The following is a 15,311-nucleotide window of genomic DNA, read 5'->3' on the forward strand; positions in this document are numbered from 1 at the left end:
AGTCACAGCCAGTTGCGATCGGAATCTTTCGAGTCGTTATGCCGAGAAGCTCCATAACGCGCGTTGCTAGCCGAAACTGCGACGCTCCAGCTGTACGCCGTCGAGATATGAATACCGGTGAGCCGGGCGAGGACAGGTGGCGGCAGTTGCAGTGCCAGAGGCGTTAGCGCCGACCTTCGCGCTTGCGTCTGCCTGATCCCTAGCTTTGAAAGGCGAACCTCTAGTGCGTCGGTCGAAAGGTGTTGACCTGCACCGGCCCCGGGGAAAAGCCATTCGGAGTCGACGGCGTTACCAAGTATTCGTCGGGCGCTGCGGTTCAGGATTGTGTCTTCGACCGCGTTCAAGAGTTCTTCAGGCAGATCGAGCGGGTCGGGTCCGAGGTGGATACAAGCTTTTCCCTCATCAACGGTGATGTCGGAAAGCTTCAACTCTGTAATACGTTTCAGTCGTATTCCGTACAAGAGTACGAGGGAAGCGGCCAGGCGATCCGGGCCACTGATTGTGCTGCTTGGATCCAGGACGAGATCCAAGAGTCGCCAACGTTCGGCGTCCGCCATCCCAACGACTGTGAGAACCGTTGACTTGGGCGGGTGGATGACAATCTTGCGGTTGACCAAACGATTCCTTCGGGACCAGTCGAGAAAGTGTCTGATGGCCGTTCGAGAATTAGGGCCGTTTGAAGTCCAGTTGTCCACCTGTTCCTGACCCAAGGCAGCGAGAGTGGTTTCCGAATGGTTGAGCCAGGAAAGGAACTGAATGACCTGGTTCAATTCGTTGCGAGGGCCGTTAGATTGTCCAAGAGTCACGGGAGCTGTCTGAACCCGGAGGGGGCGCAGATGGCGCCAGCGAGCAAATTGCAGGTACATCATCCGCTGTTTTGGATCAGGAATTCTCACAACGCTGCTTTCGATCCACGACTCAAGGTGGGCGAGATGCTCGTCTCTGACAGGCAAGATTTTGTGCTCAACTAAGAAGGACCGGACGTCACGCACTTCGATGTATGAACCCAGTTCAGATAATGTTTGGTGGCGGATTCCTGCCTCACTACGCACGAGTGCGCGAAGAACGTTGATTGCCTTTTTTCGTCGGAACATTCCGATAACGGTTTTCGGAGGCGCGTTCAATAGGGCTTCCTTGATTTCCATCCGTTTGTCGCCCATGGATATGCCGTGGAAGAGTCCGCAAACGAGATCGTTGGCCTGGCATCCCGAACACAGGCGCTGATCGGCTAGGAATCCGGAAGTTCCGCAGCGTCGACACGGGAATTGAAAGCGAGGATTGTCTTTCGCGCAGCCTGTGCAGTACGGTTCCCCGAAAAAGCGCCTTGTGATTTGACGGAATAATCCGCAGTCCGTGCATGTGGCACGTGTTGGCCCCACGCAACGATCGCAACCAGCAGTTCCATCTTCGAAGCGAACATGCACCGCGCGCACTCTGCCGCAGCTTCGACAGGGTTCCTTGGAGGTGGCGCAAGAATCGCAGATAGATTTTTCCGTACCGGGGAACCTGCACCTCCCCTCCAACCCACACAATCGGCAAATGCCGGTACGTGCAATCCGTCGACAGGCACGGCAAACGGGTCCCTCAGCTGTATGGGACCAGATAGCGCGGGAGACTGCGCACTTTACGCATATGTCGTTTCGTTCTGGGAGTCTGTTCTTGCAGGTCTGGCAAAGGCCCGAGCCATCTGGCATCCGGATGGCCACTTCGGCTAGGGCGCCGCAGGTCTGGCATTCGGTTCGCTTGGCTTGCCGCAGGCACTTCTTGCAGACGCGGCGACTACCTACTTTTCCAGCCAACGTAGCTTCGACCCCGCAGACACCACACCCGCGAGGGGAAAGGGGAATGCCAGCATCTCGAAGGGAGTCGTAGAATCGCGTAAATATCTGGCTACCGGGGGCGGGATCTTCGAACCAATTCTCAGGGGCAAGCTCGATTTCCATTAGTAGTCTCAAGTGCTGGGAGACTGTCAGCCCGGCAATGCACCGCTGGATGTCACCCTCGGAGGGAACAAGTGACCCAATTCTGGCAATGGTGGCGAGCAGAAGTTTCGGGCCCGCGGTGCGCGACTGAGTGCGCCAGCAGTTGCGGCATACCGCCTGGCCGCATATTTCCGCTCGCCTTTCGCTCGTTTGGTCGCAAAAGCTGCACCGAATCCGAGTTCGTCGGTTCGCGGAGTCACAGTTGACGCATATCCGGGTTGATCCCAACTTTGCTACCAACGGCCTTTGTCTGTTGCACTGCGGGCACTTCGGCAATAGGACGGTCTTCGCGCCCGCCTCCAGGAGGTTCCAGATGACTTTTTCAAGCAGAATCGGCATGGTGGGATCGCCCCGAGTGAGTATTGCGGGATCCGTCGCGACAACAGCCAATATCCGTGCCAGAGCGGGATCCGTCGCTTTCAATTGAGCTACGGAAGCTTCCACTACCGAGGCGGAGACTGTCGTTTCCACGTCGGATATTCTTGCCGATAGTTCTTCAAGATTGCGCCTAAGCATCGGTCGGGAAATGGACTTCCATTCGGACCGGACGAATCCCACCTCGTTTCAGTGCGGTGGAGGCGCTGTCCGTGCCCCCGCTACTGTCCGTGCCGGTCGCAGCGACAGCAGAAGCGCCTAGCTCGACGCGTTTAATCAAGTCGTCCGATGTGCAGTCCAGAATGTCCATGAGCGCGACGAGGACGTGAAGGTTGAGTCGTTCAGGTTTGTCTGCCGCGAGCCGGTAGACCTGGCTAGAGGACAAGTCGATGCCGCGGTCGTGCAGAAGAGGGATGAGTTTGGTCGTACTAAAGATGCCTTGTGTGGCCATAACCTCTCGAAGTCGCCACTCATAACCCACTAGTCTCATTTGCCCATCACCGAATCTCCCTTGCCTGACGCTGACGGCTTAGTGCATCGCGAACCATGGTGTTCGCGAAGTTTGCCGAAACGTGCGTGTAGATACCTGTTGTGCTTCCCCACGTGTGCCCCATCTGCTCCTGAATGAATCTATGGTCATAACCTTCTTCGGTCAGGTGGGTTGCATAACTGTGCCTCAAGCAGTGCGGGGTCAGAGCGGACTCAAGGCCAAGCTCGTCGCGGTAATCGCCGAATCTGTCTGCCACGTGCCGGGCCGTCATCTGCGTTCCGCGCTCGGAGTACCAGAGCGTGTTTGAATTGGCGACTCTCACCAGCGGGAGAACGTTATCGATGTAGTCACGCAGAGCGGTCACAGCTTCCAAACGGAGAGTCACGACCGAGCGTCGTTTCTTGCCGCTCCCCTTGGACCCCTTCCCGTTACGGACTTGCAGCATCCCAAAGCTGCCGAATTCTGGCGCTTCTGGGTTTCGATAGAAGTCAGTAACTTCGAGTTTCGCGACTTCGTCAGCGCGAAGGCCCCACCCGTAGATCACTTTGAAAATTGTGGCATCTCGGTAGACCTGGAGCGCTCCCTTTTTCTGTTCATCCAGGCGCGTTCCCACCTCAGCGTCGACGTGATCCAGAAGATTTTGAATTTCCTTTCGAGTGAGCGGTCGACGTCCCGGTCGGCCCTCATAGTCCACAAGGTGTCGAACAGTGTTCCACTCGTGACAAACCTGAACCGGGTGTGTTCCGAATCTCTGCTCGCACTGGGAAACCCAGTCGTAGTGTTCGGAGCAGATGTAGTCGCAGAACGCCCGGATGCTTGTTTGATAGGCCCGAATTGTCGAAGGCGCGAGCCGGCGGACCGACACGAGATGCATCATCCACTCGTCAAGCGAGCCAGCACTCCAATTCCACGGCCATTCGTTTGTGAACTTCTGAAACGAATGGACTCGGGCGAGATTGGACTCTGCGGACGCTTTCTTGCTGAGGCGGCCACCTATCTGTGCAGCCCGCCATCCCTCAATCATTGCGGCGTACACCGAGTCCTCTTCATTGAGAAATGCAACTCCAGATGCGAGATACAGCGACGCGGAACCGAACGGCACGCCTGATTTCATGGTGACCTTCCATCCTTAGATGGGTCAATCCTGCACCAGATGCGAATCTCCTGTCAAGTATCGCTCAACGGCTCCACTATCCCTAGCGAACTCGGTACCGTTTAGAACAGCGCCGTCTCGGAAATCCTCCATCTGATGCAACAGCTTCGTGAAATCGCTCTGGTCGGGGCCCGGGCAGCCACCGGCTATGGCGAGCACATCGCCATGGAGGCCTCGGCCGGGCTCGTCGACCGTGGTTTCGCCGTGGTGTCCGGGGCCGCCTACGGCATCGACGGAATGGCCCACCGCGCGGCACTGGCCAGTGACGGCATTACCGTGGCCTTTCTTGCCGGGGGAGTCGACCGGTTCTACCCGAGTGGCCACGACTCCCTGCTCACCCGCATCGTGGCTGCCGGGGCCGTTCTCTCCGAGCTACCCTGCGGCGCGGCCCCCACGAAATGGCGCTTTCTGCAAAGGAACAGATTGATCGCCGCGGCGAGTGCAGCAACGATCGTGTTGGAAGCCGGCTGGCGGTCGGGCTCGCTCAACACCGCCGGACATGCGTCGGCGCTGGGTCGGCCGCTCGGCGCCGTGCCCGGGCCGATCACGAGCCCCACCTCGGCTGGCTGCCATCGCCTCATTCGCGAATTCGCCGCGGTGTGCGTAACCAACCCGACCGAGATGGCCGAGCTGGTTGGTGAGCGGTCGATCCAGGTACCCCTGGATTTTTCCGACACTGATGCTGGCCCGGGCCCGATACCCCGCACGAGCGATCAGGTGCGCGTGTTCGACGCCCTGAGCGGTCGCTCGCCCCGCACGGTTGCCGATTTGTCACGCCGTGCCGGGCTCTCGACGTCGGCCGTGCGCGGCGCCCTCGGCGGCCTCGATCTCGATGGGGCAGCCCAGGAGCGGGAGGCCGGGTGGGTGCGCCGGCTGTAAATCACGGGGTGGGGTCAGTCTCGATCGTGGGTCACGCGGTCAGGGTGCCGGGGTGTGGCCGCACGGCGTACATCTTCGACTTCGAGATTGGCAGCATCAACGACAGCGCAGGCCCGCGCCACCGCGGCGAGGGAGAGCGCGACATCGGCGGCATCCGTCGACCAGTTGCTCACCGAGATGCGCAGAATATCCCGGTCGTGCCAGCGCGACCCCGACATCCAGGCTGAACCGTCGGTGATGAGCTGCTGTGTCACCCGCCGGGTGCGTTCATCGCTGCCGAAACTCACGCACACCTGGGTGAACACCACCTCGTTGAGCACTTCAACCCCCGGCAATAAACGCAGGCCGTCGGCGAGGTTCCGCGCATTCGCTGCGAGACCGTCCACCAGCGCGATCGTGCCGACACGGCCGAGCGATCGGAGCGCCGCCCAGACCGGAACCCCCCTGGCCCGGCGAGACAGCTCGGGCACCTTCTCGAATGGGTCACCGGGACCCAGGTTGCCGGGAGTACCGTCGGCCGCCATCAGATAGCTCGTGTGCACGCCGAATACCTTGCGCACGACCTCGGGCCGGGACACGATCGACACACCGCAGTCGTAGGGCACATTGAGTGTCTTATGGGCGTCCGTCGCCCAGGAATCAGCGCTGTCCAGGCCGGTCACCTGGTCACGGAAGCGCGGGCTGGCTGCCGCCCAGAGGCCGAACGCTCCATCGACATGCACCCAGGCTCCATGCCGGTGTGCCACGTCGATCGCCATACCCATCGGGTCCGATGCTCCGGAATGCAGATTGCCAGCCTGCAGGCAGACGATGGCCGGGCCGGAACCGGCGCACAGTGATTCGGCCAGAGAGTCTGGCCGCAATCGTCCTTGCTGGTCGACGTCGACGACGATGGGTGCGCCGAGGCCGAGGTAGCGCAATACGAGATCGATGACGTCGTGACGCTCCGCCCCCACGAAAACCCGCACGCGCGGCGACCCGGCCAGGCCGTCCCGGTCCAGGTCCCATCCGGCCCGGTTCAGAACCCACTGCCGTCCCGCGGCGAGGCCGACAAAATTGGCCATCGTCGCGCCGGTGGTGAATCCGACATCCGCTCCCGGCGGCAGCCCCAGCAGATCGAGAAGCCAGCCGGCGGCAATCTCCTCGAGCACGGCGGCCGCGGGAGTGGCGAAGCGCATTCCGGCGTTCTGGTCCCACGCGGTCACCAGCCAGTCGGCGGCGAGGGCGGCGGGCAGAGTTCCCCCAATGACCCACCCGAAGAACCGGCCGGAGGGCATCGCCATGAGTCCCGGTTCGGCGAAGGCGGCGAGTTCATCGATCACGTCGGCCGCAGCGCACGACGACGGGGGTAACGGGCCGGCCGAGAGGGCGGCGAGGGTATCGGCGTCGACACGAGGGCCGATTGGGCGAGAGGGTAGTGACGCAAGCCAAGCATGGGCGTGCAGCAGTGCACGGTGAAGAGCCTCGGTGTAGGCGTCCGGCTGGGCAGACATGGCGCCATGATAGCCCGCCGGTCTGCCTTTGTCGCTGGTGAGTGGCAGGGCTACGGTGACCCGCAGTATCGACAAGTGCCCTCCCCCCTCAATTGTTTGAATTTCCAGAGAAGTGGATGTCATGAGCGCACCAGTAACCGGCCACCGCAGAAGCCTCGGCCCCGCACTCACCGTTCTCACCGTCGGAGCGGTCGTACTTGACTGGAGCTCCAGCGGCGCTCGCGGCGAGGGCTCTGAGCGCTGCGAATGTGAGTCAGCCTGCAGTGACGGAACGAAATGCGATTCAGCCCACCGCGAGCACATTCACCGCAACCCCGGTTCCGACGACCACCGGCGTGCCACAGGCGGGCCGGCGACTGACGGCAGTGTCGGGTACCTGAAAACCGGTGCCGGTGGTGCTGTCTTACCGCTGGGCGGTGAATGGTGTGTCGGTATCCGGTGTCGTGGCATCCGCGGCATCCACAGCACCTGCAGCGATAAAAAGATCTATGCGCTGAACATCGCCTCCAACACGGTCGCCTACTCTTTCACTGTTGGCGCTTGCGGTGATCTGGTAGCCACTCCCGACGGCAAGTCCCTGTACATCGGTGGTTCACCCACACTGTTCGACATCACGGTAGCCACGATCGCGACCCGTTCCCTCGCCGAACCGATCTTCACCGGTGCCCCGGTCGGTGAACTCACCCCCAGTGCTGACCGAAAGAAGGTCTATCTGAGCAATACCGAGAACAACACCATTGCGACGGTCAGTACGGTTACCAACCGAGTACTCAGTCGCATACCACTCGGGCGTACCCCGTCGAGTCTCGCCATCACGCCGGACGGCAGCAAGGTGGGTATCGCCAATTCCAACGACGGCACGGTGTCGGTGGGTGCCCGTAGTCTGAAGACCCGACGAGAGGTGATCCATGGCAGTCGTGCAGCTGGGCCAGTACGCGCCCGCCGAGCAGATTTTGGTGCACTTGAGTGACACCCATTTTCTAGCGGATGGCGCGGCGCTCTATGGTGCGGTCGAGACCGACCAGACCGTGCACCGCGCCCTCGAGCAGCTGCACCGCTCAGGGATCCGGCCCGATGCCCTCATTCTCACCGGCGATGTGGCCGATCGGGGCGAAGCGGATGCCTACCGCCGCATTCGCGGCATCGTGGAGGCCGCCGCCGCCCAGTGGGATGCCGCCATAATCTGGGTGATGGGCAACCACGACCAGCGCAAATCGTTTCGTTCCGAACTCCTCGGCGAGGCACCCGACGATCAACAGAGCGTCGACCAGAACCCTGTCGACCAGGACCCCGTCGACCAGCTGCACGACCTCGACGGCCTGCGAATCATTGCGCTCGACACGAGTGTTCCCGGCTATCACCACGGTGAGGTGGCCGATGCCCAGCTGGAGTGGCTGCGCCAGGTTCTGAGCACGCCCGCGCGGCGCGGGTCGATCCTGGCACTGCACCACCCACCGATTCCCACACCGCTGCCGCTGATGAGCGTGCTCGAGCTGCAGGACCAGCCGCGACTGGCTGCCGTTCTGGCCGGCAGTGATGTGCGGGCAATTCTCGCCGGGCACCTGCACTATTCCACCCAGGGCGTATTTGCCGGCATCCCCGTGTCGGTCGCGGCGGCTACCTGTTACACGATGGATTTGAGTGCCCCCGACCGTGAAATGACCGGGGTGAACGGCGGTCAGACACTAAACCTTGTGCACGTCTATGCCGACCAGATCACGCATTCTCAGCTGCCGATCGGCGATTACACCGCTGTCACGCAGTTTTCCGCCGACTATGTCGGTGAACTAGCTGCCCTCTCACCCGAAGACCGCAGGCTCGCCTTTTCGCGGCAGTCATGACAACGGCGGCGCGACACATGAGCAAGAACTGCGACACCATGAGCAAGAACTGCGACACCATGAGCAAGAACTGCGACACCATGAGCGAGAGCAACTGAACCCATGCATGTGAGCGACGACATCGACGAATTTCTGCGTTACCTCAGCGCCGAGCGTGGCTATTCCGCACACACGGTGCGTGCCTATCGCACCGACCTGAACCAACTGGCCGGCTTTGCTGGCGACCGGGGGGTGACGGCATCGGCTGAGTTGAGCCTCGAACTCCTGCGGGAATGGCTCTGGGTCGCAACCCAGGCTGGCCTGGCCCGGGCCACGCTGGCCCGCCGGTCGGCGTCGGCGCGCAGCTTCACTGCGTGGCTCGCGCGCAGTGACGATTTCGTCACGGACCCGGCGGCCCGCTTGCGCTCGCCGAAACCGGGGCGAACGTTGCCGCGCGTGATCGCCCAGACCCAGATGAGCGAACTGCTCGAACTGCTGGCGGCCCGCGCCGCCGGGGGAGAGGCACTCGCGCTGCGTGATCTCGCCATCGTCGAGCTGCTCTACGCCGCGGCGCTGCGAGTCTCCGAGCTCGTCGGCCTTGATCTCGCCGACGTAGACCTGGAACGGTTGACTGTGCGGGTCACCGGTAAGGGTGCGAAGGAACGAGTGGTTCCGTTCGGCGTTCCGGCCAAGCGCGCCCTCGTCGACTACCTGCGTCAGGGGCGGGACCTAGGCGCCGCTGTCTCGCCAGACGCCGTGAAAACCGGGCCAGCGCCGGCAGCTCGATCGAACTTCGCAGTGCCCAACCTCGCAGTGCCCAACCTCGGAGCGCCAGCCCTCGCAGCGCCAGTCACCAACGCGTCGAACGACACCACGGCGCTGTTCCTCGGCCGCCGGGGTCGGCGCCTTGGCGTGCGCGGCGTCTACCGCCTCGTAGCCGCGTTGCTCGCCGCGGTCCCCGGCACAGGTCCGGCCGGACCGCACGCCCTGCGCCACACCGCGGCCACCCATTTGCTCGACGGGGGAGCCGACCTGCGCGCCGTGCAGGAACTTCTCGGGCATGTCAGTCTCGGTACCACCCAGATCTATACCCATGTGTCGGCGGAACGCCTGAAAACCAGCTACGGGCTCGCCCACCCCCGCGCTTGACCCGGTCGAGAAAGATCGCGTTTCGTGCAGGGTTCACGGCCTTATCACGGTAATGCCGGTAACAAAATCGCGCGCGGCACGGTCCCGAGAAAGAGTAGGGGCGATATGTAAAGCCCGTGCAGTCGCACGCCCAAATGCACACAGCCGGGCGGGCAATGACCGCCGCTCGCCACTGCGCCGATCACCTGTCCGGCGCGCACCCGGTCTCCCGCCGCGACAGTGGCGATCACGGGCTCGACCGTCGAGATCAGATCACCCGGCTGCGTGATCGACAGCACAGGCCGGTCAACGACACGACCCGCAAACGACACCACCCCGTCGTGCGGCGCAAACACCGCGTCATTCGTCTGCGCAGCCAGGTCGATGCCGCGATGACCGCCCGAATATAAAGACTCCGGCGCTTCGAACGCCCGGGTCACTCGGTGCGGCGCCGCGACCGGCCACACCCAGGCAGCTGCCTCCGTCGGCGCTGTACCCACCGTCCGCTCCAACGCGGCACCCGATCCAGCGACCACGAGCACGAGCACGAAGATGAGAGCGGATGCAGCCAGTGCGCGTAGGTTCTGCATGCCCCTATCCTGCCGCTCGGCGTCGAACCCGCCAGGGCATCGGGCACATCCGTGTCGGTATGCATCGTTATCGTTCCTGTGCAGGAGTCGGTCGCAGTAGTACGCCCGGCGGTGATACGCTGATCCCAGCAGCGCTTTCTGCGCTGACTACGCGTGCCCATTTGGCCGCCATGTCCAATCGGTCCCGTCTCACGAGAACATTCGCGAGCAGGGCGGACGTGTGCCGGGCACCAGGAGCGATGATCGTCCGATCATCGCACAAACCGATTGGTGCGGCTTTTTGAACCCGCACCAGAACAGGAGTCGGCACATGGCCGTCGTAACCATCCGCCAGCTGCTTGACAGCGGCGTGCATTTCGGGCACCAGACCCGCCGTTGGAACCCGAAGATGAAGCGCTTCATCTTCACCGAGCGTTCCGGCATCTACATCATCGACCTGCAGCAGTCGCTCGGGTTCGTTGATAAGGCCTATGACTTCGTCAAGGAGACGGTTGCCCACGGCGGCACCATCCTCTTCGTCGGCACCAAGAAGCAGGCTCAGGAATCCATCTCCGAGCAGGCGCAGCGCGTAGGCCAGCCCTATGTCAACCAGCGCTGGCTCGGTGGCCTCCTCACCAACTTCCAGACCGTTTCCAAGCGCCTGGCTCGCATGAAAGAACTCGAAGAGCTCGACTTCGAAGACACCGCCAAGAGCGGTTTCACGAAGAAGGAAATGCTCATCAAGAAGCGCGAGCTCGTCAAGCTGCACAAGAGCCTCGGCGGAATCCGCAACCTCACGAAGACCCCGTCTGCACTGTGGGTTGTTGACACCAACAAGGAGCACCTCGCCATTGATGAGGCGCGCAAGCTCGGCATCCCTGTCATCGCTATCCTCGACACCAACTGCGACCCCGATGACGTGCAGTACCCGATCCCGGGCAACGACGACGCCATTCGCTCCGTTGGCCTGCTGACCCGCATCATCGCGGACGCCGCAGCCGAGGGCCTCATCCAGCGCCACGCCAAGCCGGAGGCCGAAGTTGAGCCCCTCGCCGCGTGGGAAGCTGAACTGCTCCAGGCGTCAGACGCCGAGACCACCCCCGCGCAGTCCTCTGCCGAGACCGAGAAGGTCGCCGACGCAACCGTCGTCGCCGACGAGGCCGTCGTTGCAGAGCCCACCATCGCTGACGCTGTCGCTGACAGCGACGTTGCGGCCGTACTGGCTGCCGCCGCCGACGAAACCAAGTAGGGAACCCGGTATGGCAAACTTCACACTAGAAAACGTCAAGGCTCTTCGCGAGAACCTCGGCACCGGAATGGTCGACACCAAGAACGCCCTCGTTGAAGCCGACGGCGACATGGACAAGGCCATCGAGATCCTGCGTCTCAAGGGTGCTAAAGGTAACGCCAAGCGCGCTGACCGTTCCACCTCTGAGGGACTCGTCGCTGCCAAGGAAATCGGCACGACCGCGTACATGATCGAACTTGCCTGCGAAACCGACTTCGTCGCCAAGGGCGACAAGTTCGTCGTTCTGGCCGATAAGGTTCTTGACGCGATCGCCGCCGCCGGCGCGACCACGGTCGAGGCCGGACTGGCCGCTATGGCCGGCACGCAGACCGTTGCCGAGCTCATTGACGGCGAAGCGGCAATCATCGGCGAGAAGTTCGAACTTCGCCGCGTCGCCGCCGTCACCGGCGAGTCGTTCTCGATCTACCTGCACAAGACCAGCAAAGACCTGCCCCCGCAGGTCGGCGTTGTTCTCGGCTTCTCCGGTGCAGACGTGGAGACCGCTCGTAGCGTCGCCCAGCACATTTCGTTCGCCAACCCCGAGTACCTCGCGGCGAGCGATGTCCCTGCTGACCTGGTGGAGACCGAGCGCAAGATCGTCACCGAGATCTCGAAGAACGAAGGCAAGCCGGAAGCGGCGCTGCCCAAGATCGTTGAGGGACGCGTCAAGGCATATCTCAAGCAGGTCGCACTGCTCGAACAGGATTATGCCAAGGACAACAAGTTGTCCGTCGCCAAGGTTCTTGACGACGCAAAACTGACCGTGTCGGGCTTCGCCCGGTTCAAGGTCGGCGCCTAACAAAAAATAACGGAGGTCGGATTGCGAAAGCAATCCGGCCTCCGTTTTGTGTGCCCCGTGTGGGGTACGCGCCCGCACTTGGTAGTTTGATTGCACCCCCTCTCGGAAAGGCCCCGCACGACATGACTGACACGGCCAGCACACCCATGCCCCAGACCAGCCCGCTGCATCCCACCACGGTCGTGAAGAAGCGACGGGTGCTCCTCAAACTGTCCGGTGAGGCCTTCGGCGGCGGCGCCGTGGGGGTCAACCCCGATGTGGTCAGCTCGCTGGCCAGGGAGATCGCTGAGGCCGCCCAGCAGGTCGAAGTGGCCATCGTCGTCGGCGGCGGAAACTTCTTTCGTGGCGCCGAGCTCTCCCAGCGCGGCATGGACCGCGGACGCGCCGACTACATGGGAATGCTCGGTACCGTCATGAACGCCCTCGCCCTTCAGGACTTTCTCGAGCAGGCCGGGGCGGAAACCCGCGTGCAGTCCGCCATCTCGATGACTCAGGTCGCCGAGCAGTACATTCCACGGCGCGCCGAACGGCACCTGGAAAAGGGTCGCGTCGTCATCTTCGGTGCCGGAGCCGGACTGCCGTACTTCTCGACCGATACCGTAGCCGCGCAGCGCGCCCTCGAAATTGACGCCGACGTCGTGCTCTTGGCCAAGAACGGCGTGGACGGCGTCTATTCCGACGACCCCCGTACGAATCCCGACGCCCAGAAGATCCACCACATCACCTATCAAGAAGCGCTCCAGCGCGGCCTCAAAGTGGTCGACTCCACCGCGTTCAGCCTGTGCATGGACAACCACATGCCCATGCAGGTCTTCGGCATGGCACCAGAAGGCAACGTCACCGCGGCCATTCTGGGCGCCGATCTGGGCACTCGCGTCTCCAACTAGAATTATTCCACCACCAATAAAGGAGTCACCGTGATCGCGGATGTTCTTTCCGATGCCACTGCGCGCATGAACCGGGCCCTCGAGGCCGCCAAAGACGACTTCGGCACCGTGCGTACCGGGCGCGCCAACCCGCAAATGTTCGCGAAAATTCTGGTGAGTTACTACGGCACTCTGACACCGCTGGAACAACTCGCGTCGCTGCAAAACCAGGAAGCGCGCACGATGCTGATCGGTCCCTACGACAAAGCGGCGCTGCGCGACATTGAGATCGCCATCCGCGACACTCCGAATCTGGGCGCCAACGTCGGCAACGACGGAACCACCATTCGGGCTACGCTGCCCGAACTCACTACGGAACGCCGCAAGGAATTCGTGAAGATCGTCAAGGCCAAGGCAGAGGATGCCCGCATTTCAGTGCGGAACATTCGCCGCAAGGCCAAAGACGAGCTCGATGCGCTCAAGAGCGAGGTCGGCGACGACGAGGTCGCCCGCGCCGAGAAAGAGCTCGAGCTGATGACCAAGAGCCACGTGGACGGCATTGACGACGCCTTCAAGCGCAAGGAAGCCGAACTTCTCGAGATCTAGGAAGCGTTCAGATGACCGAGAAACCGGAGAACGGCCAGCCGCACAGACGCGGTAACGGTGTCAGTCGCGCCGAGTTCCGGGCGCAGGTGAAAACGACGCGAGCTGATTTCGAACGTCAGGTGCAGACGACCAAGGCCGATTTCGAACGTCAGGTGCAGGCCACGCGGGCGCAACTCGATGCGACCAACGAACGTATCGCAGCGCGCACCGGGCGCAACCTCATTCTGGCCATCCTGATTGGACTTGTGCTCGGCGGCTCAATGTTGGTCAGTCTCATCATCATCAAACAGCTCTTCATGATCTTCGCGGTCGTCATTGTCGGCTTCTGCGCGTTCGAACTGGCACAGGCCCTGCGGCGTGCCGGACGTAACGTGCCGCGCATCCCCGTGATTATCTCTGCGGTCGCCATCGTTCCGGCTGCATTCTACGGTGGGGCAACCGGCCAATGGTTCGTCATGCTCGGCGGCATCGTATTAATCGGGTTGTGGCGCCTGGCCTTACTCGTGATGGCGCCGCACCGCGCCACTGCCCGTTCCGTCCTCGGCGACGTGGGCGGTGGCATCCTGATTCAGGTCTACGTCGTCTTTCTCGCGAGTTTTGCAGTGCTGCTTGTCGCCCAGGACCACGGACAGTGGTGGACGCTCGCCTTCCTGATTTTGGTCATTTCCGCCGACACCGGTGCGTACGTCAGCGGCCTGAACTTCGGCAAGCATCCGATGGCGCCCTCGATCAGTCCGAAGAAAACGTGGGAGGGCTTTATTGGCGCCGGATTGATCTGCATGATCGCTGGTGTGCTGCTCTCGATCTTCATGCTCGACCAGCCGTGGTGGTTCGGATTGGTCTTCGGAGCGGTCATCCTGCTGACTGCGACCTTTGGCGACCTGGCCGAATCGCTGATCAAACGCGACCTCGGCATCAAGGACATGAGTTCATGGCTCCCCGGCCACGGCGGCTTTCTGGACCGGCTTGACTCGATTCTGCCATCGGCCGCTGCTGCCTACGCCCTCTATCTGGTCTTTGCGTGAGCGCGACCGATTTTTCTCCCGCGAACCTGGTACGAGACAATGAGGGTATGAGCACCATATTTTCGCGAGTGGACAAGAAGTCTCTCGGCTACAACGTCACCCAGGTCGATGCGTTTCTGGCTGCGGCCCGGCGCGCATACGACCAGCCTGACCTGCACGACGACGAACTCGATGCTGATACCGGTGCTCTGGAATCCGTTGACGAGATCGCCGCCGGTACCGAGACTGGGACCACGATGCCGGCGACGAGCCTGTCGGCGACCACGCTGCCGGCGACCACGCTGCCGGCGACCACGGACGACGATCCGGGCGCCGCCAACGGAGCCGAGGCCACGCACACGCTGATCGTGAAACAGCCCGAGGAAAACGAGACCGGCACCGGTATCAGGTTGACGGCCGAGGGGATCCGCCACACGGCCTTCGCAATGCACAAAGGCGGATACTCACCCGACCAGGTCGATGCGGCACTGGAACGACTTGAAGACGCTTTCGCCGCTCGAGAACGCGATGAGGCGACCCGGGCCGGGGGAGAACAGGCGTGGATGGCTGAAGCCGAGGCCGCCGTCGAGGTGATCGTCGGCCGGCTCAGCCGCCCCCCCGGCGCCCGCTTCACGCGCACGAGCGTTTTGGCGGTCGGCTACAAACGAGTGGACGTCGACCGTCTGGCCAACAAATTGGTGAAATATTTTCGCGACGGTCGTGAGCTGACGGTCGCGGAGGTGCGAACGGCCGTTTTTCGCCCCGAACGGGGAGGATACCGGGAAGCGCAGGTGGATGTGGTGTTGGACAGCGTCGTGGACGTCATGCTCGCGGTGCGCTGATTGGTCACCGTTACTTG

At 62.4% G+C, this 15,311-nt stretch carries 15 protein-coding genes; 10 read left to right on the forward strand and 5 right to left on the reverse strand.

The genetic code is table 11. The features are described from left to right. Positions 1-2 precede the first annotated feature (2 nt). The 3 genes from CXY83_RS17465 to CXY83_RS12900 all read right to left on the reverse strand — a co-directional run bounded on the left by CXY83_RS17465 (position 3) and on the right by CXY83_RS12900 (position 3,961). Positions 3-1,160 carry a tyrosine-type recombinase/integrase gene (locus tag CXY83_RS17465; RefSeq protein ID WP_146069931.1) on the reverse strand — a complete coding sequence of 386 codons (1,158 nt, stop codon included), beginning with the start codon at positions 1,158-1,160 and terminating at the stop codon, positions 3-5. Between the two features lie 1,330 nt (positions 1,161-2,490). Then, positions 2,491-2,847, reverse strand: a complete 357-nt coding sequence (locus CXY83_RS12895; protein WP_104197710.1) for a helix-turn-helix transcriptional regulator — start codon at positions 2,845-2,847, stop codon at positions 2,491-2,493. Between the two features lie 7 nt (positions 2,848-2,854). Continuing rightward, positions 2,855-3,961, reverse strand: coding sequence for a tyrosine-type recombinase/integrase (locus CXY83_RS12900; protein WP_304466249.1), 1,107 nt, complete (start codon positions 3,959-3,961; stop codon positions 2,855-2,857). A gap of 135 nt (positions 3,962-4,096) precedes the next feature. Between CXY83_RS12900 and CXY83_RS12905 the strand changes: the two genes are divergently transcribed. Beyond that, positions 4,097-4,879 (forward strand): DNA-processing protein DprA, encoded by a 783-nt coding sequence (locus tag CXY83_RS12905; protein ID WP_104197711.1) that lies wholly within the window; start codon positions 4,097-4,099, stop codon positions 4,877-4,879. Positions 4,880-4,893: 14 nt separating this feature from the next. Here CXY83_RS12905 and CXY83_RS12910 read toward each other — a convergent pair whose 3' ends face one another. Next, positions 4,894-6,372 (reverse strand): pyridoxal-dependent decarboxylase, encoded by a 1,479-nt coding sequence (locus CXY83_RS12910; protein WP_104197790.1) that lies wholly within the window; start codon positions 6,370-6,372, stop codon positions 4,894-4,896. 121 nt (positions 6,373-6,493) lie between these two features. On the opposite strand from CXY83_RS12910, the gene CXY83_RS12915 reads away from it, so the two are divergent. From CXY83_RS12915 to CXY83_RS12925, 3 genes are all read left to right on the forward strand, one after another. Further along, a complete protein-coding gene (locus CXY83_RS12915; protein WP_146069932.1) occupies positions 6,494-7,342 on the forward strand; it encodes a YncE family protein in 849 nt (282 codons plus the stop codon). After that, positions 7,281-8,213 carry a phosphodiesterase gene (locus CXY83_RS12920; protein WP_104197713.1) on the forward strand — a complete coding sequence of 311 codons (933 nt, stop codon included), beginning with the start codon at positions 7,281-7,283 and terminating at the stop codon, positions 8,211-8,213. Before CXY83_RS12915 ends, CXY83_RS12920 begins: the two co-directional genes overlap by 62 nt. Before the next feature lie 102 nt (positions 8,214-8,315). Further along, positions 8,316-9,341 (forward strand): tyrosine recombinase XerC, encoded by a 1,026-nt coding sequence (locus tag CXY83_RS12925; protein ID WP_104197714.1) that lies wholly within the window; start codon positions 8,316-8,318, stop codon positions 9,339-9,341. A 44-nt stretch (positions 9,342-9,385) separates the two neighbouring features. Here CXY83_RS12925 and CXY83_RS12930 read toward each other — a convergent pair whose 3' ends face one another. Beyond that, complete coding sequence (locus CXY83_RS12930) at positions 9,386-9,910, reverse strand: M23 family metallopeptidase (RefSeq protein ID WP_104197715.1); 525 nt, start codon at positions 9,908-9,910, stop codon at positions 9,386-9,388. Between the two features lie 310 nt (positions 9,911-10,220). On the opposite strand from CXY83_RS12930, the gene rpsB reads away from it, so the two are divergent. The 6 genes from rpsB (at position 10,221) to CXY83_RS12960 (ending at position 15,294) form a co-directional block, all read left to right on the forward strand. Next, complete coding sequence (gene rpsB, locus CXY83_RS12935) at positions 10,221-11,138, forward strand: 30S ribosomal protein S2 (protein WP_104197716.1); 918 nt, start codon at positions 10,221-10,223, stop codon at positions 11,136-11,138. A 10-nt stretch (positions 11,139-11,148) separates the two neighbouring features. Continuing rightward, positions 11,149-11,976 carry a translation elongation factor Ts gene (gene tsf, locus CXY83_RS12940; RefSeq protein ID WP_104197717.1) on the forward strand — a complete coding sequence of 276 codons (828 nt, stop codon included), beginning with the start codon at positions 11,149-11,151 and terminating at the stop codon, positions 11,974-11,976. Positions 11,977-12,122: 146 nt separating this feature from the next. After that, positions 12,123-12,863, forward strand: a complete 741-nt coding sequence (gene pyrH / locus CXY83_RS12945) for a UMP kinase (protein WP_104197791.1) — start codon at positions 12,123-12,125, stop codon at positions 12,861-12,863. 30 nt (positions 12,864-12,893) lie between these two features. Then, the gene (gene frr, locus CXY83_RS12950; protein ID WP_104126888.1) at positions 12,894-13,448 is read left to right on the forward strand and encodes a ribosome recycling factor; all 555 of its coding nucleotides are present in this window, start codon (positions 12,894-12,896) and stop codon (positions 13,446-13,448) included. A gap of 11 nt (positions 13,449-13,459) precedes the next feature. Beyond that, complete coding sequence (locus CXY83_RS12955; RefSeq protein ID WP_104197718.1) at positions 13,460-14,473, forward strand: phosphatidate cytidylyltransferase; 1,014 nt, start codon at positions 13,460-13,462, stop codon at positions 14,471-14,473. Between the two features lie 47 nt (positions 14,474-14,520). Beyond that, positions 14,521-15,294 (forward strand): DivIVA domain-containing protein, encoded by a 774-nt coding sequence (locus CXY83_RS12960; protein WP_233200895.1) that lies wholly within the window; start codon positions 14,521-14,523, stop codon positions 15,292-15,294. Positions 15,295-15,311: the final 17 nt, after the last annotated feature.

The organism is Cryobacterium sp. M15 (genome assembly GCF_002929675.1).
Lineage (GTDB): Bacteria > Actinomycetota > Actinomycetes > Actinomycetales > Microbacteriaceae > Cryobacterium > Cryobacterium lyxosi.

What these genes read in the sequence shown, in the direction of transcription:
- CXY83_RS17465 (WP_146069931.1), bottom strand. Translation starts at nt 1,160, where the DNA reads ATGGGCGACAAACGGATGGAAATCAAGGAAGCCCTATTGAACGCGCCT.
- tsf (WP_104197717.1), top strand. Translation starts at nt 11,149, where the DNA reads ATGGCAAACTTCACACTAGAAAACGTCAAGGCTCTTCGCGAGAACCTC.
- CXY83_RS12925 (WP_104197714.1), top strand. Translation starts at nt 8,316, where the DNA reads ATGCATGTGAGCGACGACATCGACGAATTTCTGCGTTACCTCAGCGCC.
- CXY83_RS12915 (WP_146069932.1), top strand. Translation starts at nt 6,494, where the DNA reads ATGAGCGCACCAGTAACCGGCCACCGCAGAAGCCTCGGCCCCGCACTC.
- CXY83_RS12955 (WP_104197718.1), top strand. Translation starts at nt 13,460, where the DNA reads ATGACCGAGAAACCGGAGAACGGCCAGCCGCACAGACGCGGTAACGGT.
- pyrH (WP_104197791.1), top strand. Translation starts at nt 12,123, where the DNA reads ATGCCCCAGACCAGCCCGCTGCATCCCACCACGGTCGTGAAGAAGCGA.
- rpsB (WP_104197716.1), top strand. Translation starts at nt 10,221, where the DNA reads ATGGCCGTCGTAACCATCCGCCAGCTGCTTGACAGCGGCGTGCATTTC.
- CXY83_RS12900 (WP_304466249.1), bottom strand. Translation starts at nt 3,961, where the DNA reads ATGAAATCAGGCGTGCCGTTCGGTTCCGCGTCGCTGTATCTCGCATCT.
- CXY83_RS12905 (WP_104197711.1), top strand. Translation starts at nt 4,097, where the DNA reads ATGCAACAGCTTCGTGAAATCGCTCTGGTCGGGGCCCGGGCAGCCACC.
- CXY83_RS12910 (WP_104197790.1), bottom strand. Translation starts at nt 6,372, where the DNA reads ATGTCTGCCCAGCCGGACGCCTACACCGAGGCTCTTCACCGTGCACTG.
- CXY83_RS12930 (WP_104197715.1), bottom strand. Translation starts at nt 9,910, where the DNA reads ATGCAGAACCTACGCGCACTGGCTGCATCCGCTCTCATCTTCGTGCTC.
- CXY83_RS12960 (WP_233200895.1), top strand. Translation starts at nt 14,521, where the DNA reads ATGAGCACCATATTTTCGCGAGTGGACAAGAAGTCTCTCGGCTACAAC.
- CXY83_RS12895 (WP_104197710.1), bottom strand. Translation starts at nt 2,847, where the DNA reads ATGAGACTAGTGGGTTATGAGTGGCGACTTCGAGAGGTTATGGCCACA.
- CXY83_RS12920 (WP_104197713.1), top strand. Translation starts at nt 7,281, where the DNA reads ATGGCAGTCGTGCAGCTGGGCCAGTACGCGCCCGCCGAGCAGATTTTG.